This is a genomic window from Streptomyces sp. NPDC055099 (genome assembly GCF_053607685.1).
Genome location: NZ_JBSGUA010000002.1, coordinates 704064 through 725931, shown reverse-complemented (window position 1 = coordinate 725931; position 21868 = coordinate 704064). Strand labels below are relative to the sequence as shown.

The window sequence follows — 21868 nt, the reverse complement described above, 5'->3', positions numbered from 1 at the left end:
CCGGTCTACGGGATGCGTACCGTACGCAGCTCCCTCGCCGCCTCGACACCGGGGCAGCCCGCGAGGCCGAGCGCGTCGCGCAGCTCGTCGGCCAGCAGATCGAGGACCTGCCGGACGCCGGCCTCGCCGGCCGCGGCGAGCCCCCACACCGGGGGCCGCCCCACCAGCACGCCGTCGGCCCCCGAGGCCAGCGCCTTGAGCACGTCGGTGCCGCCGCGGACGCCGCCGTCCACCATGACCTCGCAGGCACCGCCGACGGCCTCCACCACCTCGGGCAGGGCGTCGATGCCGGGCAGCGCGCCGTCCAGCTGACGGCCGCCGTGGTTCGACACCACGACGGCGTCAGCGCCGATACCGGCGGCGCGCACCGCGTCCTCGGGGGTGAGGACGCCCTTCACCACCAGCGGGACATGGATGGCGGCTCGCAGTTCCTCCACGCATCGCCAGGTCACCGCGGGTGAGAACGCCTCGGCCGTGTGGGCGGCCACCGCCGAGCCCCCCGCCGGCGAACGGTGCGCCGCCGAGGCCGCACCGCCGTCGAGATGCGCCGCCCGCACGTCGCCGGGCAGCGTAAAACCGTTGCGCACGTCCCGCGGGCGGCGGCCCATCCAGGGCACGTCGACGGTGAGCATCAACGCCTCGCAGCCCGCGTCCTCGGCCCGGCGCGCCAGGTCCAGGGAGCGCTGCCGCTCACGGAGCCAGTAGAGCTGGAACCACACCGTGCCGCCGACCGCCGTGACCTCCTCGACGGGGACGCTGCTCAACGTGGCCACCGTGAACGGCACCCCCGCCGCCTTCGCCGCCCGCGCGGTCGCCAACTCGCCCTCGGGATGCACCAGTCGGTGGTACGCCACCGGGGCGACGGCCACCGGCATCCGCACCGGGCGGCCCAGGAGCGTCGCGTCCGTCGCGCAACCCGAGACATCCCTGAGCACCCGGGGCGCGACGAAGACACGGTCGAAGGCCTCCCGGTTCGCGGCGAGGGACCGCTCCCGGCCGCTGCCACCCGCGACGAAATCCCACACCTCGGGTGGCAGGGCCGCGGCCGCCGCTTTCTCGGCGTCGCCCAGATCGCGCAGGGCCGCGGGCTCAGCGCGCCACACGCTGCCCGGTCCGTTCCAGCTCCACGGCCTCGTACAGCGCCTTGATGTTGGAGCTGCCGAAGGTCTGGGCGCCCTGGCGTTCGATGACCTCGTAGAAAATCGTGCCCCTCGGATGGGCCGACGCGGTGAAGATCTGGAACAGCTGGCCGTCATGGTCCTCGTCGACCAGGAGATGCGTCGCGCGCAGTTCGCTCAGCGTGTGCGACTTGAGCCCGATCCGTTCGGCGAGCAGTTCGTAGTACGTCGACGGGGTCCGCAGGAAGGCGACACCGCGCGCGGCCAGCGTGCGCACCGAGCGCACGGCGTCCTTGCTGGAGAAGGCGAGATGCTGGACCCCGGCGCCGTGATGGCTCTTGAGGAATTCGTCGATCTGGCCGGGCTGCGCCAGCGGATCGGGCTCTATGAGCGTCAGCGTCACCGCCCCGGACGCGCTCTGCACGACCTTGGAGTCCATCGCCTGGGCGCCGACGACGATGTGCTCCTTGAAGACCTCACGGAAACCCAGGGCCCGCTGATAGAAGCGGGCCGTCGCATCGAGGTCGCCGGCGTTCAGGCACACCGCGATGTGGTCGATGTCGATGAGCCCCACCTCGCTGGTGCGCGCCTCGCGCGAACCGAGCGCGGGAACGAAGCCCGGCGGCAGGCCGGGGCCTTCCCCCGGGGACCGCTCGACCAGCGTGTGCACCACGTCGCCGAATCCGGCGACGGCGGCGGTGACCGCGGGGCCCTCGCCCGCGTGCCGGGTCGGCTGCCGCAGGGGGCGCGCGCCGCCCGCCACCGCCGCGGCGAAGGCCGCGGACACATCGGCGGTGCGCAGGGCGATGTCGGCCACGCCGTCACCGTGCGTGGTCACGTACGTGGTGGCGGGGTGCCGTCCGGCTGTCGCCTCGGTGAGCACCAGTGTCATCCGTCCCTGGCGCAGGGCGATGCTGCGGTGCTCGGCGGAACCGCCGGTGCCGACGACCGTGAAGGCGTACTTGTCGACCCAGGCGAATACCGCTGCCTCAAGGCCGTCGACGTACATCTCGACATAGTCGATCGCGAGATCCGAGAGGGGACTGTTCGGTGCCGTTGCGGGTAAATCCGTCATCGGAGTCCTCGTGGGAAGAAGAATGCGGATTCTTGCTCTCGCGCCGGTTCACGGAATGCCGGAACAGCAGAAAGCGCGAGGCAGAATTGTCTTTGCGCACCTATGCTACGACTGACTTCTTTGTGTCCGCACCTGTCAAGCCATTGCTGTGGATCTGTTGTCAGGAGACGCTGAAGTGATGGAAATCCTGCAAACTGAAATCGCCGTCGCGGAGTTGAACGCGGCCACCCTGCACGCGTCGCTGTCCGATGTGTCGATGGAGTCCATGAACCTCCTCAACCAGGTCGCCGACACCTATCCCGACGCGATCTCGTTCGCGGCGGGACGCCCATACGAGGGCTTCTACGACGTGGCGCAGATCCACGAGCACCTCCGGGTCTTCTGTGACCACCTGAGGGACCGGCTCGGTCTGAGCGAGGCGCAGACCGCACGCACGCTGTTCCAGTACGGCGCGACGAAGGGCATCATCGGCGACCTCGTCGCGCGCAACCTCGCCGTGGACGAGGGCATCGACGCCGACCCGGCATCCGTCGTCGTCACGGTCGGCTGCCAGGAGGCGATGTTCCTGCTGCTGCGGGCGCTGCGCGCCGACGACCGCGACGCCGTGCTCGCCCCCAGCCCCACCTATGTCGGCCTGACGGGGGCCGCGTTGCTCGCCGACATGCCCGTGCTGCCCGTGCGCACCGCCGCCGACGGCATCGACCTCGACGACCTGGTGGTCCAGTTGCGCCGGGCACGCGCCGAGGGAAAGCGGGTCCGTGCCTGCTATGTGACGCCCGACTTCGCCAATCCGGTGGGCGTCAGCCTGCCGCTCGCCGACCGGCTCCGGCTCCTGGACATCGCCGCCGACGAAGACCTCCTGCTCCTGGAGGACAACGCGTACGGCCTGCTGAACAGCGCCGTCGACCGGCCGCCCACCCTGAAGTCGCTCGACCGCCACCAACGCGTCGTCTATCTGGGCTCGTTCGCCAAGACCGCGATGCCGGGCGCCCGCGTCGGCTACGTGGTCGCCGACCAGCGGGTGACCGGCGGCAGCGAGGGCAGCGCAGACGGCGTACTGCTCGCCGATGAGCTGTCGAAGCTCAAGAGCATGCTCACCGTGAACACCTCACCGATCGCCCAGGCCGTGATCGGCGGCAAACTCCTCGCCCACGACTGCAGCCTGGTCGCCGCCAACCGGCAGGAGACGGAGGTCTACCGCCGCAACCTGAGCCAGGTTCTCGACGGCCTCGACCGGCGCCTCGGCGACTGCCCCGACGTCACCTGGAACGTGCCGACCGGAGGGTTCTTCATCGTGCTCACCGTGCCGTTCACCGTCGACGACAGCCTTCTGGAGTACGCGGCGCGCCGCCACGGCGTGCTGTTCACGCCCATGCACCACTTCTACGGTGCTTCGGCCGGGTTCCGACAACTCCGCCTCTCCATCAGCACGTTGACGCGCGACCGTATCGAGCGCGGTCTCGACGGTCTCGCCGCGCTGATCCGCGAGCGCCTGGACGGTGAGGTCACGTGACGATCCGCACCCTGGCCGTCGTCGGCACCGGACTGATCGGCACCTCCGTGGCCCTCGCGGCCCGCGCGCACGGTGTGAGCGTCTACCTCTCCGACCGCGACGAGTCCGCCGCCCGCGCGGCGGCGGTCCTTGGCGCCGGACGGCCGGAGCTCCCGCGGGACCCCGTGGATCTGGCCGTCCTCGCGGTGCCGCCCAGCCAGATCGCCCCGGTCCTGTCCCAACTCCAGTCGCGCGGGCTCGCGTCGAGCTACACCGACGTGGCGAGCGTGAAGGCGCTCGCCGAGCGGGAGATCCTGGACACCGCCCCCGACCCGTCCCGCTACATCGGCGGACACCCCCTGGCCGGCCGTGAGCGGTCAGGCCCGCTCGCCGCCCACGCGGAGCTGTTCCGCGACCGGCCGTGGGTGCTCACCCCGACCCGCCTCACCTCCCGGGCCGCCTTCGGCCGCGCCCTCGACCTCATCGCGCTCTGCGGCGCCGTGCCGCGCGTGATGCGGGCCCGCGCCCACGACGACGCGGTGGCGCTCACCTCGCACGCGCCGCACCTGGTGGCCAGCCTGATGGCGGCTCGCCTGCGGGAGGGACCGGCGGACGCCACCCGCCTCGCGGGGCAGGGGCTGCGCGACACCACCCGGATCGCCCGCGGCGACTCCCGGCTGTGGAGCGACATCGTCGAGTCCAACGCGGCGGCGGTCGCCGACATCCTCACCCGGCTCCAGGAGGATCTGTCCAGCGTCGTCGCCGCCCTGTACGACCTCGCCGACCGCGAGCGGGGGCGGGAACTGTCCGGCAAGAGCAGGCACACCCTGGTGGACCTCCTCGACCGCGGGGCCGCCGGGGTGGGGGAGCTGGACGAACCGCGCCCTGGACAGCCCGTGCCGTGCCCTCCCCGGTGAACTCCGGGTCCTTGCAGGTGAGTTGGGATGCTTCACCGGCACCTGTGGCCGGGTGCCGGTGAAGCTGTACGGGCGGTGTCGTTTGTATCCGCCGTGTGACCGGTGCCCGCGTAGAACTTGGCCCCATGTCCACCACACACAAGCGAACCGCACAGACACTGCTCGCGGCGTCGGCGCTTGTCGCCGGCGTCTTCCTCACCGGCTGCTCCGGTGACTCGTCGGCCGCCTCGTCGGACGACCCGAAGAAACCGGACGCCTCGCCCACCAGCCCCTTCGACCAGGCCCTGGCCTTCTCCGAGTGCATGCGCGAGAACGGCGTCTCCGGCTTCCCCGACCCGCAGAAGGACGCGGGCGGCGGCATCGCGCTCACGCCGGGCGGCGATGTCGACCCCAACTCGGCGGAGTTCCAGTCCGCCACGGAGGCCTGCCGCGACAAGATGCCCCAGGGCGGCCAGCTCGGCGGGGGCGGAGGCGGCGGCGAACCGCTGGACTCGGCGAAGGTCGCGGCCTGGGCGAAGTGCATGCGCGAGAACGGCCTGCCGAAGCTGCCCGACCCGGAGATCAACGGCGGCAACATGGCCCTCGACTTCGGCGCGAGCGGCATCGACCCCGGCAGCGACGAGTTCCAGAAGGCCAGGATCGCCTGCCAGGACAAGTGGCCCGGCGGCGGCCTCACGGGCTCCGGCGGCGGCGCCTGATGACCGCGCCCGACGAGACCCGTGAGCGACAACGGGACGAGGAGACAGGGGAGTTCGAGGAGAGCGGGACCGAGGAGCCGGCCCACGGCTCCGGCAACGGTTCCGGGGCCCTGGAACTGCACACGCCGGGAGAGGTGTCCGAGCGAACCCCGGACGCCGTCGCCGCCTCTGAGGAGACCGCCCTGCGGGAGGCCGCCCCGCAGCAGGCCGCCCCCGACGCGGGCGACGGCGACGGCGGCGAGGTGACCACGCCCCCGGCGGCGCGCGGCCGCAGGCGCCGCCCCCTGCGCATGTCGCTGATCGTCGTCGCGGCGATCGCCGTGGTCGCCGCGGCGGGCGCCGCCACCACCGGCGTCCTCGGCGACGACGGCTCCGGATCGGCTGGCGGTGCCCCCTCCGCCCCGCCGAAGACCGCGGAGGTGGAGCGGACCACCCTGACACGCACGGAGACCGTGGACGGGAACCTCGGCTACGGCGACGCGACGGCCGTACAGGCCCCCGCCGCCACCAAGGCGGGCGCCGGGATCATCACCTGGGTCCCGGGCGACGGCGACACGGTCAAGCGCGGCGGCACCGCCTACAAGGTGCAGGAGCAGAAGGTCCCGCTGCTCTACGGCTCCACCCCCTTCTACCGCCCGCTGGAGACGGGCACCGAGGGCAAGGACGTCGAGATCCTGGAGAAGAACCTCTCCGCGCTCGGCTACACCGGCTTCACCGTCGACGACACGTACGACGCGGGAACCGCCGAAGCCGTACGGGACTGGCAGGACGACCTGGGCCGCGAGGAGACCGGCATCGTTCAGCCGTCGGACGCCGTCATCGCGCCCGGCGCCCGGCGCGTCGCCGAGGTGAAGGCCACGGCCGGAGCCCCGTCGAACGGACCCGTCCTCACCTGGACCGGCACCGAACGCACCGTCACCGTCGACCTCGACGTGCAGTACGAGGACATGGTCGAGAAAGGCACCGAGGCCACGGTCACCCTCCCCGACGACACCACGGTCAAGGCCGAGGTGACCGACGTCGGCACCCCCTCCACACCGTCCCAGGACGGCGGCTCCGAGGACGCGGGCGGTCAGTCCGGCGGCGACGACAAGCCCACGCTGCCGGTGGAATTGAAGGTCGAGGACCAGAAGGGGCTCGGCCGCTACCAGGCGGCCGCCGTGGAGGTCTCACTGAAGGCGGAGACCCGAAAGGACGTCCTCGTCGTCCCCGTCAACGCCCTGGTGGCACAGCAGGGAGGCGGCTACGCCGTGGAGGTCGTCGGAGCGGACGGCGAGGTGAAGCCGCGACCGGTGAAGGTCGGCATGTTCGCCGACAGCATGGTCGAGGTGTCCGGGGCCGGCATCACCGACGGCACGGTCGTGGGGGTCCCCAAGTGACCACTGTGGCGCACCCGGTGGTCGAACTCGCGGGAGTCTCCAAGACCTACGGAGAGGTCGAGGCGCTCAAAGGCGCCGAACTCGTCATCCGGCGCGGCGAGTTGCTCGCCGTCGTCGGACCTTCCGGTTCGGGGAAGTCCACCATGCTCAACATCATGGGCACCCTCGACCGCCCCACCACCGGCACGGTGCACATCGACGGCCACGACGTCGACCGGCTCAGCGACCGCGAGCTCTCCGCGCTGCGCGCCGGGACGATCGGCTTCGTCTTCCAGCAGTTCCACCTCGCCCCCGGCGTACCGGCGCTGGACAGCGTCGCGAACGGACTGCTCTACAGCGGCAGGCCGCGGGGCGAGCGCCGCGGACTCGCCGAGCGGGCCCTGCGCCGGGTCGGCCTGGGACACCGCCTCTACCACGAGCCGCACCAGCTCTCCGGCGGCGAGAAGCAGCGCGTCGCCATCGCACGCGCGGTCCTCGGCGATCCGCCGCTGCTCCTGGCCGACGAACCGACGGGCGCTCTCGACTCCCGTTCCGGTGCGGTCGTGATCGAGCTCCTGCACGAACTGCACCGGGCCGGGACCACCGTCGTGGTCATCACCCACGACCGGGACATCGCGGGCTCCCTGCCGCGCGAGGTCCGGATCAAGGACGGCCGCATCGAGCAGGACGCCGCCGCCCTGCCGCCCGAGGAGGCCGTGCGATGAGCGTGACCAGGGAGCTGAGTACGACGGAGGAGCGGGGCACCGCGCGTGAACTGCCCCGCCCCGCGCCGCCGCCGCGCCCCAAACCGGCCCGGATGGGACCGGCCGACGTGCTGCGGGTCGGTGGCTCCGGCCTGCGCTCGCGGCCCCTGCGGGTCTTCCTCTCGGCGCTCGGCATCGCCATCGGCATCGCGGCGATGGTCGGCGTGGTGGGCATCTCCACCTCCAGCAGCGAGGACCTGAACCGGCGCCTCGCCGCCCTCGGCACCAACCTTCTGACCGTCTCCCCGGGGCAGTCCTTCGCGGGTGACGCGGCCCATCTGCCCGACTCCTCCGTCGACATGATCGGCAACATCGAGGACGTCGAGTCGGTGTCCGCCATCGGGAAGACGAGCGCCAAGGTCTACCGCAACGACCACATCAAGAAGGAGGAGACCGGCGGCCTCAACGTCTACGCGGCCCGCACGGACCTGCCGAAGACGGCGGGCGCGGAGACCGTCGACGGCCGCTGGCTGAACGCCGCCAACCAGCGCTACCCGGCCGTCGTGCTCGGCCCCAAGGCGGCAGAACAACTGGGCGTGTTCCGGGCCGGACCCGACACGAAGGTGTGGCTCGGCGGCCAGTGGTTCACCGTCGTGGGAATCCTCGCGCCCAACGAACTCGTCCCCGACCTGGACTCGGCCGCGCTGGTCGGCTGGCCGGTCGCGGAGAAGGAGTTGGACTTCGACGGGCACCCGACGACGGTCTACACCCGGGCCGAGGAATCCGCCGTGGGCGACGTGCAGTCCGTGCTCGGCGCCACCGCCAACCCGGAGAACCCCAGCGAGGCCAACGTCTCGCGCCCCTCCGACGTCCTGGAGGCCAAGGAGGCCACCGACGACACCCTCAGCGGCCTGCTGCTCGGCCTGGGCGCCGTCGCCCTGCTGGTCGGCGGGGTCGGCGTCGCCAACACCATGGTCATCTCGGTCCTGGAACGCCGCTCGGAGATAGGCCTGCGCCGCTCGCTCGGCGCCACCCGTGGCCAGATCCGTACGCAGTTCCTCTGCGAGGCCCTGCTGCTCTCGGCCCTCGGCGGCCTGGGCGGGGTCCTGCTCGGCATCGCCGTCACCTCCGGCTACTCCACCTACCAGGGCTGGCCCTCGGTGGTGCCGGTCTGGGCGATGGCGGGCGGCGTCGGCGCGACCCTGGTCATCGGAGGGCTCGCCGGGTTCTATCCCGCGGTCCGCGCGGCCCGGCTGCCTCCCACGGAGGCACTGGCCACGACATGACTCCGGAGAGGTGACCCCGTAAAACCGTGCCCCAATAGACGCGGTGCCTTCGTCAGCCTAAATCCCCCGCGGGCGACGAGGGCATCGCTTTGTCCCCGGACAGTGACTCCCCTGGACGGCCCATTTCTCTCGTATTCTCGCCCCATGACTGAGCACTTAGGGAAATCCGAGCAGTCGGGGGAAACCCAGCAGTTGGGGAAAGCCGACGAAAGTGCCCTGTTCGACCTGCTCCAGGAGCAGCGCATCGGCACGCTCGTCACCCTCAAACGCGACGGCCGCCCGCAACTCTCCAACGTCGGCTACGCGTACGACCCCGACGAACGCGTCATCCGCCTCATGGTCACCGACAGCCGCGCCAAGACCCGCAACCTGCGCCGCGATCCGCGCGCGAGTTTCCTCGTCACCGACGGTGCCGGATTCTCCTACATGATTGCCGAGGGTGACGCCGAACTGACGCCGGTCGTGACCGACCCGCATGACGTGGTCGCCGACGAACTGGCCCTGGTCTTCAGGGGGTTCCAGGGCGAGCACCCGGACTGGGAGGGTTTTCGCGCCGCGATGGTGCGGGAGCGGCGCCTGGTGATCCGGCTGCACGTCAAGCACGTGTACGGGGCCGCGGGGAAACGGGTGCTTGCGGGCAGCGGCCCCAAGGTGGCCATCAAGGGACCCGGCAGCGGGCCCGTGGCCGGCGGCCCCGGTCTGCAGCTCGGCACGGACGGTCCGCCGCCTCACCTGCGGTAGAGATCGGTCGCGAGCGCCACCGCGGCGTGCGTCATGGGATGCGGGTCGTGGCGGCGCCAGATGAGGTGGACGGCGATGGGCTCGGTGTCGCGCAGCGGGCGGAACACGACGCCGTCGCGGCGGTACTGGTTCGCGGTGCTCTCCGGGGTGAGGCCGACGCAGCGGCCCGACGCGATGATCGCCAGCCAGTCGTCGATGTCCTGGGTGTACTCCACCGGGGGGCGGGCCTCTTCGGGCCACAACTCGGCGGTGGTCGTGCCGGTGCGCCGGTCGATGAGGAGCGTACGGCCTTGTATGTCGGCCAGCGGGACGGAACGCCGCTTGGCCCATGGGTCGTCGCTCGCCAGGGCGCAGAAGCGCCGCTCGTGACCGACGACGGCGCTGGCGAAACGCGACTCGTTGAAGGCGGTGCGCACCACGGAGAGGTCGCACAGTCCCTCGGCGAGCCCGCCGGTCGCGGAGTTCGTCCGGATCAGCGACAGCTCGACGTCGGGGTGCCCGGCGGCCCAGCGGCGCTGGAACTCCGCCGTGTGGCGGCCCATCGCCGACCAGGCGTGGCCGATGCGCAGCCGGGTGTGTCCGGTGGTCGCCTCCCGGATGAGGTCGTCGGCCTCCGCGAGCACGTGCCGGGCCCGGGCGAGCACCTGAACTCCCGCGGTCGTGGGCGTGATGCTCCGACTGGTGCGGTGCAGCAGGCGCACCCCGAGCACCTCCTCGAGACCGCCGAGGGTGCGGGAGACGGCCGCCTGGGAAACGCCCAGCTCGGCGGCGGCATCGGTGAAGCCGCCGGTGTCCACGATGGCGACCAGGCAGCGCAGATGCCGCAGTTCCAGATCCATGTCCGCAGTGTAGGGACGACAGGCGCACCTGGATAACCAGGGCGTATCGATAACCAGAGCGTATGCATGGTGACTCGCATGCATTTTTCGTATGTGTGAGAGTGGCGCATTCTGCGGAGCATGCGAACGTCTCAGAGCCAGGCCGTACCCGCCGCGCCAGCCGTGCCTGCCGCGCCCGCCGTCGGTGAGGGCGTCCCGGAGCAGATGCGCGATCCGGCGAACAGCTCGCGAGGTCGCCTCTCGGGGATGGCGATGATGTTCGGCAGCGGCGTGTCCAACCAAGTCGGCGCCGCGACAGGCGCGTTGGCGTTCGATGTCATCGGCCCCGCCGGCGTCGTGGCCGTACGGCAGTGGGTCGCGGGAGTGGTCCTGCTGGCGGTGGGCAGGCCGAGGGTGCGCGCCTTCACCTGGCGCCAGTGGTGGCCGCTGCTGTGCCTCGCGGCGGTCTTCGCCACCATGAACCTTTCGCTCTACACCGCGATCGACCGCGTGGGCCTCGGTCTCGCGGTGACCCTGGAGTTCCTGGGACCGCTGACGGTCGCGCTGGCCGCCTCCCGCCGTGCGGTGGACCTCGGGTGCGCGGTCGTGGCGGGAGCGGCGGTGGTCGCACTGGCCCGCCCGCAGCCCAGCACGGACTACCTCGGCATCGGCCTCGGGCTGCTCGCCGCGGCCTGCTGGGCCTCGTACATCCTGCTCAACCGCACGGTCGGCGCCCGCCTTCCCGGCGTCGAGGGTTCGGCCACGGCGGCGGGGATCTCCGGGCTCCTCTATCTGCCGGCCGGCATCGTGGTGCTCGCCCACCATCCGCCGACGGCCGCCGCCCTGGCCTGTGCGGCCGCCGCCGGAATCCTCTCCTCCGCGGTCCCGTTCCTCGCCGACCTGCTCGCCCTGCGCCGGGTCGACGCCCGCTTCTTCGGCATCTTCATGAGCGTCAACCCGGTCCTCGCGGCCCTGGTGGGCATGGTGGTCCTGGGTCAGACCCTGGGCTGGGTGGAATGGCTGGCGATCACGGCGATCGTGACGGCGAACGGGGTCAGTGTCTTGAAGCGGTCCTGAAACGGTCCTGAGGCGATCTCGGACGGCCGCTACGGATGTAGCTCAGCTTAACGATGACTAAAAACTTGTTGCTTGTCCTTTCAGGTCGGCGGCGGCATCGTTTCGTTCAGCGACGACAGCCCGGCCAGGACAGGGAGATCAACAGTGAACGGCGTCCCCGGAAGAACGTGGGCAGCGGCAAGGGTGGGCGTGCTGGCCCTCCTCTGGGGATCGACCTTCCTGTGGATCGAACTGGCCCTGGACGGCTTCTCTCCCGTACAGGTCACGCTCCTGCGCTGCGCGCTCGGAGCGGCGACCTTGACGGTCCTGCTCTTCAGCACACGCAACCGCCTCCCACGGGGCCGTGCGACGTGGAAGCACATCGTCATCGCCGCCTTCTTCTGCAACGCCCTGCCCTTCGGGCTCTTCAGCGTCGGGCAGCAGACGGTCGACTCCGGGGTGGCCGGGGCGCTGAACGCGACGACTCCGCTGTGGTCCGTCCTGATCGGCCTCGGCATCGGCACGGAACGCGGGCTGCGACCGGTCCGCCTCGCCGGACTCCTGCTCGGGTTCGCGGGTACGTCGCTGATCTTCGCCCCGTGGCAGCAGTCGGGGCTGACGAGTTGGGGCGCTCTCGCGATCGTGGGAGCGGCGGCGAGCTACGCGGTCGGCTTCACGTACATGGGGCACCATCTCGTCGGCAAGGGCATGCCCACCCTGTCCCTGTCCGCCGCTCAGCTGATGGCGGCGACGGGCCTGACGGCGCTTGCCCTGCCGGTGGGTGGTCTGGAGCCGGTCCACGTGACCCCCACGACCCTGATCGCCGTCACCATCCTGGGAGTCTTCGCCACCGGCATCACCTTCCACCTCACCTACCGGATCATCGCGGACGAGGGCGCGACGAACGCCGCGACGGTCGGATACCTGCTGCCGGTGGTCTCCGTCGCACTGGGCGCCATCGTGCTGGACGAGCCCTTCAGTCTCCGGGTGGCGGCGGGGATGGCGGTCGTCCTCATCGGAGTGAGCATGACGCGCCGCCAGAAGCGGACTCCGGCCGCACCTCCGACGAAGATCCCGGAAGCGTCGATTCATCCGGCTGGCACGCGGCATCCGTGGGTACATTCCCCGCATGACTGATGCCGTGGACTCCGACGAACTGCTGCGCCGCATCCAGCGGGCCCGAGCCTGGGCCCAGCAGGAGGAACAGCACTGGAAGACACAGTCCGACAAAGCGGAGGCGGAAAACCCCACCGAAGCGCCGGCGGCAAGAATCTCCGCCACCGCGTACGAGGCGGTCCGCAAGGTCCTGGACGAGATCATCGAACCGGGGATCAACGACGGCGACTAGGCCCGTGACCGATCTACCGATCTACCGACCTACCGATTCACCGATCTACCGATCTGCAGGGCGCTGGCGATCCACAAGGCCTGCCGCTAGGCTCCGTGTTGCTCATCCGAGAGCCACAAGCGCTGGCGACGTGTCCGATGGGGGACAGCGCTCCCTTCTCGGCTGACCATGAGCACCATGAGTCTCTGATCGTCGCGGAGCCTCAGCAGGCCATCGCATTCGGTGGTCGAGCTGAGGCTGCCCGCCGACTGGTCGACCACCCTCGTGAAGGGATCGACTGGTGAGGCTCACATTTCCCGCGCAGGTACTTCTGACGCTCCTGTCCTTCGTGTCGTCGCTACTGGTGGCGGTGGTGGCGGTGGTGGCGGGACTGCTCTCGCGCGAGGCCGGGGCGCCGCCGGCCGGTGCGGTGCTGTACGGCGGCGGCGCCTTCATCGCCTGGATGACACTCAGCGTCACGGTGCTCACGGCACTGGGCCTGCTCGGGCACCACGGTCATTCCGCGGAGTGAGGGTCACTCTCCAGCGCCGCCCGTCGCGCCATCAGCGCGATGTCCGATTCCCGCCAGCGCCCGCTGCCCCTCCACCCCATTGTTGGGGGTGGAAGGGAAGCGAAGAGAAGCACGGCAGGGAAGAAGAGGGAGGTCGTCATGACCGTCTATGCCACCGCCGCCAGCCCGCTCGGCGAACTGCTGCTCGTGGGCGAGCCGACACCGGACGGTGTCTCGCTGACGTCACTGTCCATGCCCGGGCAGAAAAACGCACCTGCGGTGAACGGCAGGTGGGTCCGCGACTCCGGCCGTTTCTCGGAGGTCACGCGGCAACTGTCCGCCTACTTCAACGGCGAACTCACCACGTTCGAGATCGAGTTCACCCCGAGCGGCACCGACTTCCAGCGGCGCGTCTGGAGCGCCCTGGAGGAGATTCCGTACGGGACCACGACCACCTACGGCGAGCTCGCGCGGCGGATCGGTGTGGAGCGGGGGCGGGTGCAGGCCCTGGGTGCCGCGATCGGTGCGAATCCGCTGCTCCTGGTGCGCCCCTGCCACCGCGTGATCGGCGCGGACGGCTCCATGCGCGGCTACGCGGGCGGCGTGGAACGCAAGGTCCAACTCCTCACCCACGAGGGCGCTCTGCAACCCGCCCTCATCTGAGTCTTTGCCTTTGCCCGACCCGCACGATCACGAAGGACCCCTCATCATGATCGACACCGCTCACCCGGCGGCCGTCCGCGTCGGCGAACGTGTCGCGGCCGAGGACTGGGGCGCGCTGGCCGCCGAGCTCGACGAGTACGGTCACGCCCTCACCGGTCAGCTCCTGGACCCCGGAGCCTGCCGTGACCTCGCCGCCCTGTACGACGACACCGACCGCTTCCGCAGCACCATCGACATGGCCCGCTACCGCTTCGGGTCGGGCCAGTACCGGTACTTCACCCACGAACTACCGGATGTCGTACGGGAGTTGCGTGAAGCGTTCTATCCAAGGCTGCTGCCCGTCGCCCGCGACTGGGCCGCCAGGCTCGGCAAGCCCGCCCCCTGGCCCGACAGCCTGGGGGAGTGGGTGGAGATGTGCCACGCGGCCGGACAGGCCAAGTCCGCCCAGATCCTGCTCCGTTACGGGCCCGGCGACTGGAACGCCCTGCACCGCGACGTCTTCGGCGACATGCTCTTCCCGCTCCAGGTCGTCATCGGGCTCGACGCCCCGGGAGCCGACTTCACCGGCGGAGAGTTCCTCATGACCGAGCAGCGCCCCCGCGCCCAGTCACGCGGCTCGGCCACGACCCTGCCGCAGGGCCACGGCCTCATCTTCACGACTCGCGACCGGCCCGTGGCGTCCAAGCGCGGCTGGTCGACCGGGCCGATGCGGCACGGCGTGAGCACCGTCCGCTCCGGGCGCAGGCACACGCTCGGCCTGGTCTTCCACGACGCGGCGTGAACCCCTCCCCGGCCGGGAAGGGGGCGGGCCCGCGTACGTACAGACTGTGCGGGGCCGACGGAAAGCCATACCCCAGCGACACACCCGGCACCCTGGGCGGCCACCGTCGCGCACGCCTGTACGGCCGCCTCGACTGCCCCTCCGCACTGCGGGCGGTAGCCCGCGGCCCGTACGCCACCCACCGGGTGTTCTTCCCCGACGAAGCCACCGCGATCGCGGCCGGATACCGTCCCTGTGCGGTCTGCCTGCCCGCTCAGTACGCTCGCTGGAAAGCAGACCCAGAAAGCACCGGCACGCCATGAGCATCCGCACGGAGCGGGAAGCCTCCCGCTCGCCCCTCGTCAGCGCCACCGAGCTGGCCGCCCACGCGGACGACCTCCGCGCGCCCGCCGCGCACACCGAAGCCGAACTCACCGCCCTCATCGGCCTGCTGACCCGGCCGAAGGCGCGGATCGAGACCGTCACGGTGGGCCACAGCCGCGACCCGGCATCCCGGGCCGTCGCCGAAGCCCTCGCCGCCGCCTGGACGGCCCGCGGCGGCACCGTCCTCGCCACGGTGAGCTGGCCGGAGGCCGCCGCGTCCTGGCTGCGCCCCGCACACCGGCTGACCGCGCAGCTCCCGGACGCCTGGGTGATGGCCGCCGCGCCCCTCGGATTCGCCCAGCTGGCCCGGCGTCTGCGCCACTCCACCGGCTGGGACCCGGCCCGCACCTACGCCTTCGTCTCCCTGCGGGACTCCCGCGTCCCGGCGCTCGCCGGCGACGACGTACTGCACGGCCTGCGCGGCGCCACCCCCGACGGCGACACCTGGGACGTGCGCCACCGCTGGGTCACCACCCACCTGTCCGCGGAGGTGCCCTCGTGAGCGCCCTGATCCCCAGGCCCATGCGGGAGATCGCACCCGGCGCGGTACACGTGCCGGAATGGCTCACCCCGGACCAGCAGCGCGAGCTCGTCACGGCGTGCCGCGACTGGGCCACCGGGCCCGTGCCGATCCGCCACACCCAGTTGCCGCGCGGCGGGGTCATGTCCGTGCAGACGGTGTGCGTCGGCTGGCACTGGCAGCCGTACCGCTACACGCGGACCGCCGGTGACGTGAACGGCCGGCGGGTCGCCCCGTTCCCGGACTGGATGGTCGCGCTCGGCCGCAGGGCGCTCGCGGCGGCGTACGGAGACGCGTCGGCCGTGGCCGATCACACGCCGTACACGCCGGACACCGCGCTGATCAACTTCTATGACGGGCAGGCCAGGATGGGCATGCACCAGGACAAGGACGAGCGGTCATCGGCCCCGGTGGTGTCCCTGTCCATCGGCGACACCTGTGTGTTCCGCGTGGGCAACACGCAGACCCGTACCAAGCCCTACACCGACATCGAACTGGCCTCGGGCGACCTGTTCGTCTTCGGCGGCCCCTCGCGTCACATCTTCCACGGCGTGCCCAAGGTTTACGAGGGCACCGCGGACCCCGCCACCGGCCTGGCCTCGGGCCGCCTGAACATCACGATGCGGGTCACCGGTCTCACCGGCTGACCGAGCGGCCCGGGCCACTCGGCTCCTACTCGAAGCGCGAGGTGTCGCCCGCCCCTCGGCGCACGATCTCCGCCTCGCCGCCGGAGAAGTCGATGACCGTGGTCGGGCTCGTGCCGCAGTCGCCGGAGTCGACCACCGCGTCCACCACGTGGTCGAGGCGTTCCTTGATCTCCCAGCCCTGGGTCAGCGGCTCCTCCTCGTCGGGCAGGAGCAGCGTGCTGGAGAGCAGCGGCTCACCGAGCTCGGTGAGCAGGGCCTGCGTGACGACGTGGTCGGGAATCCGGACGCCGACGGTCTTCTTCTTCGGGTGCAGGAGCTGACGCGGCACTTCCTTCGTCGCGGGCAGGATGAAGGTGTAGCTGCCCGGCGTGGCCGCCTTGATCGCGCGGAACACGTCGTTGTCGACGTGCACGAACTGACCCAGCTGCGCGAAGTTCTGGCACACCAGGGTGAAGTGGTGGCGATCGTCGAGGTTCCGGATCTTGCGGATCCGGTCGAGACCGTCGCGGTTGCCCAGCTGGCATCCGAGCGCGAAGCAGGAGTCCGTCGGATACGCGATCAGCGCACCGGAGCGGATGCTGTCGGCCACGGTGCTGATGCTGCGCTGCTGGGGGTTGTCGGGGTGCACGTCAAAATACTTCGCCATCCGCCGAGCGTACGTGATCGCCTCGGCAGCCCCCGGTTCCTCAGCGGCCACAGGGTGGTTCGCGGGCGTCGCGCGTCGACGCGTCAGTCGTCGTCGACGACCGTGATCAGCGCGAGCGTGATGTTGTCAGGGCCGCCGGCGTCGATGGCGGCCTTCCACAGCTCGAAGACCGCCCGGCCTCCGTCGTGGGCGGCGAGCACCTGGGCGAGGGTCTCCTCGGGCACGGGGTCGGTCAGGCCGTCGGAGCACACCAGGAAACGCTCACCCCCGACGAGCGGCACCGTGCTGACGTGCGGGGTGATCGCGGTGAACCGGAGGGCGCCGCCGAGCGCCTGCGTGACGATCGACGTGGTGCGTCGGCCGGGCGCGGGCGGCGGGCTGTCGTCGACGCTCACCTGGCGCAGGGTGCCGTTCGCGTCGGCTCCGCTCACGTCGAGCACTCTGCTGTCGCCGACGTTGAACACGAGGAGTTCCTGCCCGAGGAGCACGACACCCGCGACCGTCGTCCCCATCGTCGTCAGCTCGGGGTCGCGTTCGGCTGCCTCGTACACGGCGCGATTGCAGGCGTTCAGCGCGTCCCGCACGGCCTCCTCGCTGTCCAGCACCGATCCGAGCGCCGCAAGGCGCCGTACGACGAGACCGCTGGCCACCTCGCCGCCCGGCTGACCGCCGATGCCGTCGGCGACCGCGACGACGAGGGGGTTGCCGAGCGGGAATCCCAGGGTCTGCGGGTTCTCGGTCATCGTCCCGCACAGCGTCCATGGGCCGACGGCCAGACTGTCCTCGTTGTGGTCGCGTACGAGCCCGGGGTGGCTCAGCGCGGTGACTGTGATGTAGGGCATCCGTGGGTCACCTCTCCGCGGCGGCGGGCGTTCCGCAAGACCATTGTCGCGCCCTGAGCCGCTCCCGGCTCAGTGGCGGACCGTGGGCGCCCCCTGCCCGGCGGTGACCGTGCGTGCCATGGTGGGGGAGTCGGCTGGTCTGGACCAGTCTCCGGTCTCGGTGAGGTCCTGGTGAGGTCTCGGTGAGGAGCGTACGCATGCGCGGCACAACGGTCTTGCCCGGCGAGGGGAACAGCGGGTTACCCGGCGAGGGGAGCAGCGGCGTATCCGGTGAGGAGGGCATGCCGACGCATCGCCTCGAAGTGCCGATGCCCAACGCGCTGCCGTTCGCCATCGGCACCTTCGACACCATCGGTCCGATGTCGCGGGCGTCGTTCCCGCACCGGCACACCTTCCACGAGATCGTGCACGTCACCGGGGGCACCGGGGAACACGTCGTCGACCTGACCCGCTTCGCCCTGCGGCCGCCGAACCTGTGCTTCATCGCCCCCGGCCAGGTCCACCACTGGGAGAACGTCACCGGCCTCGAGGGGAGCGTCATCCTCTTCACCGACGACTTCCTCCTGGACCACCCCGGCGACCGTCACGCGCTGCGCGGGCTGGGGCAGCGCTCCTGGGCGGAACTCCCCGACGAGGAGGCCGACCGGACCGCGCGCCTCGTCGCCGACCTCGACGGTGAGTACCGTGCGGGCGCGGATGGATTCCAGGGCGTGCTGCGGGCCCTGCTGCATGTCCTGGTGGTGCGGGCGGCGCGGCTGCCCGCACGCCGGTCCGCCGATGTCCCGCCCGCCCCGACCACCCGGCCCGGTTCCGTGGCCGCGCGGTTCCTGACCTTGCTCGGCAGCCCGGAAGGCCCCCAGAGGTCCGTGCGCGCGTGCGCACGACATCTGGGTGTCTCCGAGGGCTACCTGAGCGAGGCGGTCAAGGCGTCCACCGGCCGCACGCCCGGTGAACTGATCCGGCAGGCGCGGGTGCACGAGGCCAAACGCCTGCTGCTGCGTACGGAGTTGTCGGTCCGTCAGGTAGCGGCGCGGATCGGTTTCCCTGACCCCGCCTACTTCTGTCGCTTCTTCCGCCGTGAGACCGGAGCGAGTCCCGGGGACTTCCGGCGCGGCACCGGCGATATTCACCACGACCACCGACTTGAGTCCATCGCCCGGATCCTGCCGCCCGCATAACTTCGGAGCCGATCCGGAACCCACCCCACCCCCCTTCAGGAGGAGCGATGGAGCGCGAGATCGGCACGGCGGAGGACGGCACACGCGACGACGGCGGAGAGGCTCAGGCCAAGGAACAGCGCGACGGTGGCGGCCCCAGCCGCAAGACCGTGCTGAGAGCGGCCGCCGCGGTGGGCATGGCCCTGCCGGTGGCCCTGATGGGGGTCCCCGCCCTGGCCAGGACCGCGGGCGAACGCGGCGTGGCGCCGGAGGCGACCCCGGCCTGCGACGACGGTGACGACCCGACGCCCCCGCAGATGGAGGGGCCGTACTTCAAGCCCAACTCGCCCCGGCGCACCTCGCTCCTCCAGCCCGGCACCCCGGGTGTGCGGCTCACCGTCACCGGTTACGTCTTCGGGCGCGCCTGCCGGCCCATACCCCGGGTCCTGCTGGACTTCTGGCAGGCCGACACCTACGGGACGTACGACAACACGGGGTACCGCTTCCGCGGCCATCAATTCACCGACGCCAACGGCGCGTTCAGGCTCACCACGATCGTGCCCGGCCTCTACCCGGGCCGCACCCGGCACCTGCACGTCAAGGCACAGGCCCCGGGGCGCCCGGTCCTCACGACCCAGCTCTACTTCCCCGGCGAACCACGCAACAACACCGACCCGATCTTCGACGCACGGCTGCTCATGAACGTACGCACCGTCGGAAACGCGAAGGAGGCGGACTTCGACTTCGTCCTGAACGTGCCCCAGTAGCCCCAGTAGCCCTGGGCGCCGTGGGGCGTCGAACCTTTGGTGGACGTGAGGGGTCAAGTGTTCGGCCGGCATGAACCGGCGGTGAAATCCGCCGGGCAGCCACCCAACCGCACTCTGAACCAAGGGAACCTGTATGTCGCGAGCCAAACAGCACGCCGTCGGACGTAACGCCCGCCGCGCCCTGCCCTTGATGGCCGCCTCCCTGCTCGTGGGCAGCGGCCTCTCGGCCCTGGCCATCGGGCAGGGCAGCGCCTGGGCGGCCACACCGGACGGCGACGCCGACCGTGCCGGCGCCGCCGCCGTGAAGGTGACGGACGACTTCAACGGCGACGGTTACGACGACCTCGTCGTCGGCGCCCCGGGCGGCACCGTCTCCGGCAAGGCCAAGGCCGGGTATGTCGTCGTGACCTACGGCTCCAAGGACGGTCTCGACCCCGCCAAGAAGAAGATCATCAGCCGCTCCACGGCCGGCGTGCCCGGCGCGGCCACCGCCAACCAGGAGTTCGGCAGGCACTTCACCAAGGCCGACCTGGACCAGGACGGGTACGCGGACCTGGTGGTCGGCACCGGTGTCGCCGGCGGGGGCTCGGTGATCCTGTGGGGCTCCGAGAGCGGCCCGACCGGCGGCACCGCCGTCAACACCTTCGGATTCGCCCCGCAGGCCGGGGACTTCGACGGGGACGGCACCACCGACCTGGCGCTGTTCGACCTGGTGGCGTATCACGGAGACGACCCGGTGGAGCAGAAGGCGCGTCTGTGGAAGGGGCCCATCGCGCGCACGGGCGCCCCGGCCGCCACCCTCGACTTCATGGACAAGTCGGAGTGGTGGAGCTATGAGAGCGAGGAGCGCCCCTACCCGGGCTGCCGCGAGAGGCCAGAGATCTGCGTCGACGGGCCGCTGTCCGTCCAGGGCCCGGTGATCCCGGAGGCCGTCGGCGACATCAACGGCGACGGCCGCTCCGACATCGCCGTCAACGACTACACCGGCGACGGCTCCTGGACCAACAGCATCCTGTACGGCAGCCCCACCGGCTTCAAGCGCGGTGAGGCGGCAGGGGCCAAGGGGCAGCTCGGCATCGGCGACATCAACGGCGACCACTACGACGACCTGGTCGTCGGCGAGAGCGGGTACGGCGAGGTCGAGTCCGAGGTGATGGTCGCCTACGGCTCGGCGGACGGCCTGAAGCCGGAGGTGCAGAAGTTCGACCAGGACCTGCCCGGCATACCCGGCGCCGAGGAGGAGGGCGACCGCTTCGGCAGCTCCGTCTCCGTCGGCGACGTGACGGGTGACGGCTTCGCCGACATCGCGATCGGTGTCGTGGGCGAGGACGTCAAGACCGTCGGCGACGCGGGCGCCGTCGTGCTGGTGCATGGAAGCGCGAACGGCGTGACCGGCACCGGCGCCCAGGCCTTCCACCAGGACACCTCGGGCATCCCCGGAGTCGCCGAGGCCGACGACCAGTTCGGTGCGACCACGGCACTGCTCGACGTCACGGGCGACGGACACCGTGACCTCGCGGCGTCATCCGTACGGGAGAACGCCCAAGCGGGCGCGATCTGGTCGCTGCGCGGCACCTCGACCGGCCTGACCGCCACGAACTCCGTCGCGTTCGGCCCCAAGGACGTCGGGGCCCCGGATGCCGCGGCGCTCTTCGGCAGCACCCTGCGCTAGGCACGGATCGGCACAAGTGGGGGCCCACGCACATGTGGTGACGGTTCGCCACCCGATGTGCGCGGGCCCGCCCTGTCCGTCGCTCGCCCGCCAGTCAGTCGCCTCCGCCGCCACCGCCCCCGCAGCCGGAGTCCGCGTGATCGGAGCCCGAGTCGCGTTCCAGGGCGTTGCCCAGGCGGATCATCGCCCGGCCGAGACCGGACGGAACGTACTGTGCCTCCGCGACGGCGCGTCGGACCGTGCCCTTCGGGAGAACCTCGGGACCGGCGAACACGTGGTCGGGGAGGGTCCCCTCGTCCTCCGCCTCCTGGAGCCGCTGCCTGCCGACCCGGGTCAGCTGGTGCCGGGACCTGGTCACCAGGCCCCACTCCGCGAGCCGGTCGCTGATCTCCTCGACCTCCGGGGACTCGCGCAGCTCCGCGCACACCGTGGCGGAATTCCGGCTGTCGGGGCACGCCGCGATCAAGGCGCGCTCGACCGGATGCTCCGGTGTCTCATCGCCCACCGCGCACATCCGTGACGCCCTGAGCCTGAGCAGCCCGCGCTCGGCCAGCCCGATCACCGCGCACTCCACCACGCGTCGCGGCCCACCCGCCAGATAGGCTATGTCGTACGCCCCAAGGGCCCGTCGTGCTGCCGCCGCCGTCGTGGCCCGCCTGAAGTACACCCGCATGCCCCCACCCCCTTCGGACACCCCGTCTTTCGCCTG

23 protein-coding genes and 2 pseudogenes are annotated in these 21868 nt (G+C 71.3%); 19 read left to right on the top strand and 6 right to left on the bottom strand.

The genetic code is table 11. The features are described from left to right. Nucleotides 1–5 precede the first annotated feature (5 nt). Nucleotides 6–1103, bottom strand: coding sequence for an alpha-hydroxy acid oxidase (locus ACWFRU_RS07700; protein ID WP_453685191.1), 1098 nt, complete (start codon nt 1101–1103; stop codon nt 6–8). Next, on the bottom strand, nt 1090–2193 hold the full coding sequence (gene hppD, locus ACWFRU_RS07695; RefSeq protein ID WP_453685190.1) for a 4-hydroxyphenylpyruvate dioxygenase: 1104 nt from the start codon (nt 2191–2193) through the stop codon (nt 1090–1092). Before hppD ends, ACWFRU_RS07700 begins: the two co-directional genes overlap by 14 nt. A gap of 178 nt (nt 2194–2371) precedes the next feature. Here hppD and ACWFRU_RS07690 point away from each other — a divergent pair, with 178 nt between their 5' ends. The 7 genes and pseudogenes from ACWFRU_RS07690 to ACWFRU_RS07660 all read left to right on the top strand — a co-directional run. Beyond that, nucleotides 2372–3706 carry an aminotransferase-like domain-containing protein gene (locus tag ACWFRU_RS07690; RefSeq protein WP_453685189.1) on the top strand — a complete coding sequence of 445 codons (1335 nt, stop codon included), beginning with the start codon at nt 2372–2374 and terminating at the stop codon, nt 3704–3706. Further along, nucleotides 3703–4602: a prephenate dehydrogenase gene (locus tag ACWFRU_RS07685; protein ID WP_453685188.1), complete on the top strand. Its 900-nt coding sequence runs from the start codon at nt 3703–3705 to the stop codon at nt 4600–4602. Before ACWFRU_RS07690 ends, ACWFRU_RS07685 begins: the two co-directional genes overlap by 4 nt. A gap of 125 nt (nt 4603–4727) precedes the next feature. After that, nucleotides 4728–5300, top strand: a complete 573-nt coding sequence (locus tag ACWFRU_RS07680; RefSeq protein ID WP_453685187.1) for a hypothetical protein — start codon at nt 4728–4730, stop codon at nt 5298–5300. Further along, nucleotides 5300–6679 (top strand): peptidoglycan-binding protein, encoded by a 1380-nt coding sequence (locus ACWFRU_RS07675; protein WP_453685186.1) that lies wholly within the window; start codon nt 5300–5302, stop codon nt 6677–6679. The genes ACWFRU_RS07680 and ACWFRU_RS07675 overlap by 1 nt, the downstream gene beginning before the upstream one ends. Then, complete coding sequence (locus tag ACWFRU_RS07670; RefSeq protein WP_453685185.1) at nt 6676–7383, top strand: ABC transporter ATP-binding protein; 708 nt, start codon at nt 6676–6678, stop codon at nt 7381–7383. Before ACWFRU_RS07675 ends, ACWFRU_RS07670 begins: the two co-directional genes overlap by 4 nt. 92 nt (nt 7384–7475) lie before the next feature. Beyond that, a complete protein-coding gene (locus ACWFRU_RS07665; RefSeq protein WP_453685290.1) occupies nt 7476–8648 on the top strand; it encodes an ABC transporter permease in 1173 nt (390 codons plus the stop codon). Between the two features lie 144 nt (nt 8649–8792). Beyond that, nucleotides 8793–9260: pseudogene (locus tag ACWFRU_RS07660) on the top strand (PPOX class F420-dependent oxidoreductase); the annotation flags it as partial. A gap of 116 nt (nt 9261–9376) precedes the next feature. On the opposite strand, the gene ACWFRU_RS07655 reads toward ACWFRU_RS07660, so the two are convergent. After that, nucleotides 9377–10228 carry a LysR family transcriptional regulator gene (locus ACWFRU_RS07655; protein WP_453685184.1) on the bottom strand — a complete coding sequence of 284 codons (852 nt, stop codon included), beginning with the start codon at nt 10226–10228 and terminating at the stop codon, nt 9377–9379. Nucleotides 10229–10348: 120 nt separating this feature from the next. Between ACWFRU_RS07655 and ACWFRU_RS07650 the strand changes: the two genes are divergently transcribed. From ACWFRU_RS07650 to ACWFRU_RS07610, 9 genes are all read left to right on the top strand, one after another. Further along, nucleotides 10349–11284: an EamA family transporter gene (locus tag ACWFRU_RS07650; RefSeq protein WP_453685183.1), complete on the top strand. Its 936-nt coding sequence runs from the start codon at nt 10349–10351 to the stop codon at nt 11282–11284. A 183-nt stretch (nt 11285–11467) separates the two neighbouring features. After that, nucleotides 11468–12400, top strand: a complete 933-nt coding sequence (locus tag ACWFRU_RS07645; RefSeq protein WP_453685289.1) for a DMT family transporter — start codon at nt 11468–11470, stop codon at nt 12398–12400. Continuing rightward, nucleotides 12393–12611 carry a hypothetical protein gene (locus ACWFRU_RS07640; protein ID WP_453685182.1) on the top strand — a complete coding sequence of 73 codons (219 nt, stop codon included), beginning with the start codon at nt 12393–12395 and terminating at the stop codon, nt 12609–12611. The genes ACWFRU_RS07645 and ACWFRU_RS07640 overlap by 8 nt, the downstream gene beginning before the upstream one ends. 280 nt (nt 12612–12891) lie before the next feature. After that, entirely contained in the window at nt 12892–13122 is a 231-nt protein-coding gene (locus tag ACWFRU_RS07635; protein ID WP_453685181.1) for a hypothetical protein, read from the top strand. 138 nt (nt 13123–13260) lie between these two features. Beyond that, on the top strand, nt 13261–13764 hold the full coding sequence (locus tag ACWFRU_RS07630; RefSeq protein WP_453685180.1) for a methylated-DNA--[protein]-cysteine S-methyltransferase: 504 nt from the start codon (nt 13261–13263) through the stop codon (nt 13762–13764). 46 nt (nt 13765–13810) lie between these two features. Further along, nucleotides 13811–14545, top strand: coding sequence for a 2OG-Fe(II) oxygenase (locus tag ACWFRU_RS07625; RefSeq protein ID WP_453685179.1), 735 nt, complete (start codon nt 13811–13813; stop codon nt 14543–14545). Beyond that, nucleotides 14542–14847 carry an Ada metal-binding domain-containing protein gene (locus ACWFRU_RS07620; protein ID WP_453685178.1) on the top strand — a complete coding sequence of 102 codons (306 nt, stop codon included), beginning with the start codon at nt 14542–14544 and terminating at the stop codon, nt 14845–14847. The genes ACWFRU_RS07625 and ACWFRU_RS07620 overlap by 4 nt, the downstream gene beginning before the upstream one ends. After that, nucleotides 14844–15410 carry an ABC transporter substrate-binding protein gene (locus ACWFRU_RS07615; RefSeq protein ID WP_453685177.1) on the top strand — a complete coding sequence of 189 codons (567 nt, stop codon included), beginning with the start codon at nt 14844–14846 and terminating at the stop codon, nt 15408–15410. The genes ACWFRU_RS07620 and ACWFRU_RS07615 overlap by 4 nt, the downstream gene beginning before the upstream one ends. Further along, the gene (locus ACWFRU_RS07610; protein WP_453685176.1) at nt 15407–16075 is read left to right on the top strand and encodes an alpha-ketoglutarate-dependent dioxygenase AlkB family protein; all 669 of its coding nucleotides are present in this window, start codon (nt 15407–15409) and stop codon (nt 16073–16075) included. The genes ACWFRU_RS07615 and ACWFRU_RS07610 overlap by 4 nt, the downstream gene beginning before the upstream one ends. Nucleotides 16076–16100: 25 nt before the next feature. On the opposite strand, the gene ACWFRU_RS07605 is transcribed toward ACWFRU_RS07610, so the two are convergent. Then, complete coding sequence (locus ACWFRU_RS07605; RefSeq protein ID WP_365818036.1) at nt 16101–16721, bottom strand: L-threonylcarbamoyladenylate synthase; 621 nt, start codon at nt 16719–16721, stop codon at nt 16101–16103. Nucleotides 16722–16804: 83 nt separating this feature from the next. Beyond that, entirely contained in the window at nt 16805–17563 is a 759-nt protein-coding gene (locus ACWFRU_RS07600) for a PP2C family protein-serine/threonine phosphatase (protein ID WP_453685175.1), read from the bottom strand. 197 nt (nt 17564–17760) lie between these two features. Here ACWFRU_RS07600 and ACWFRU_RS07595 point away from each other — a divergent pair, with 197 nt between their 5' ends. From ACWFRU_RS07595 to ACWFRU_RS07585, 3 genes and pseudogenes are all read left to right on the top strand, one after another. Next, the gene (locus tag ACWFRU_RS07595) at nt 17761–18741 is read left to right on the top strand and encodes an AraC family transcriptional regulator (RefSeq protein ID WP_453685174.1); all 981 of its coding nucleotides are present in this window, start codon (nt 17761–17763) and stop codon (nt 18739–18741) included. Nucleotides 18742–18917: 176 nt separating this feature from the next. Then, nucleotides 18918–19484, top strand: a pseudogene (locus ACWFRU_RS07590) (dioxygenase family protein); the annotation flags it as partial. 136 nt (nt 19485–19620) lie between these two features. After that, nucleotides 19621–21159 (top strand): FG-GAP-like repeat-containing protein, encoded by a 1539-nt coding sequence (locus tag ACWFRU_RS07585; protein WP_453685173.1) that lies wholly within the window; start codon nt 19621–19623, stop codon nt 21157–21159. A gap of 94 nt (nt 21160–21253) precedes the next feature. Here ACWFRU_RS07585 and ACWFRU_RS07580 read toward each other — a convergent pair whose 3' ends face one another. Next, on the bottom strand, nt 21254–21832 hold the full coding sequence (locus ACWFRU_RS07580; RefSeq protein WP_453685172.1) for a TIGR04222 domain-containing membrane protein: 579 nt from the start codon (nt 21830–21832) through the stop codon (nt 21254–21256). Nucleotides 21833–21868: the final 36 nt, after the last annotated feature.

What these genes read in the sequence shown, in the direction of transcription:
- ACWFRU_RS07580 (WP_453685172.1), bottom strand. Translation starts at nt 21,832, where the DNA reads ATGCGGGTGTACTTCAGGCGGGCCACGACGGCGGCGGCAGCACGACGG.
- ACWFRU_RS07595 (WP_453685174.1), top strand. Translation starts at nt 17,761, where the DNA reads ATGCGCGGCACAACGGTCTTGCCCGGCGAGGGGAACAGCGGGTTACCC.
- ACWFRU_RS07665 (WP_453685290.1), top strand. Translation starts at nt 7,476, where the DNA reads ATGGGACCGGCCGACGTGCTGCGGGTCGGTGGCTCCGGCCTGCGCTCG.
- hppD (WP_453685190.1), bottom strand. Translation starts at nt 2,193, where the DNA reads ATGACGGATTTACCCGCAACGGCACCGAACAGTCCCCTCTCGGATCTC.
- ACWFRU_RS07630 (WP_453685180.1), top strand. Translation starts at nt 13,261, where the DNA reads ATGACCGTCTATGCCACCGCCGCCAGCCCGCTCGGCGAACTGCTGCTC.
- ACWFRU_RS07650 (WP_453685183.1), top strand. Translation starts at nt 10,349, where the DNA reads ATGCGAACGTCTCAGAGCCAGGCCGTACCCGCCGCGCCAGCCGTGCCT.
- ACWFRU_RS07690 (WP_453685189.1), top strand. Translation starts at nt 2,372, where the DNA reads ATGGAAATCCTGCAAACTGAAATCGCCGTCGCGGAGTTGAACGCGGCC.
- ACWFRU_RS07605 (WP_365818036.1), bottom strand. Translation starts at nt 16,721, where the DNA reads ATGGCGAAGTATTTTGACGTGCACCCCGACAACCCCCAGCAGCGCAGC.
- ACWFRU_RS07625 (WP_453685179.1), top strand. Translation starts at nt 13,811, where the DNA reads ATGATCGACACCGCTCACCCGGCGGCCGTCCGCGTCGGCGAACGTGTC.
- ACWFRU_RS07615 (WP_453685177.1), top strand. Translation starts at nt 14,844, where the DNA reads ATGAGCATCCGCACGGAGCGGGAAGCCTCCCGCTCGCCCCTCGTCAGC.
- ACWFRU_RS07600 (WP_453685175.1), bottom strand. Translation starts at nt 17,563, where the DNA reads ATGCCCTACATCACAGTCACCGCGCTGAGCCACCCCGGGCTCGTACGC.
- ACWFRU_RS07655 (WP_453685184.1), bottom strand. Translation starts at nt 10,228, where the DNA reads ATGGATCTGGAACTGCGGCATCTGCGCTGCCTGGTCGCCATCGTGGAC.
- ACWFRU_RS07680 (WP_453685187.1), top strand. Translation starts at nt 4,728, where the DNA reads ATGTCCACCACACACAAGCGAACCGCACAGACACTGCTCGCGGCGTCG.
- ACWFRU_RS07585 (WP_453685173.1), top strand. Translation starts at nt 19,621, where the DNA reads ATGTCGCGAGCCAAACAGCACGCCGTCGGACGTAACGCCCGCCGCGCC.
- ACWFRU_RS07675 (WP_453685186.1), top strand. Translation starts at nt 5,300, where the DNA reads ATGACCGCGCCCGACGAGACCCGTGAGCGACAACGGGACGAGGAGACA.
- ACWFRU_RS07640 (WP_453685182.1), top strand. Translation starts at nt 12,393, where the DNA reads ATGACTGATGCCGTGGACTCCGACGAACTGCTGCGCCGCATCCAGCGG.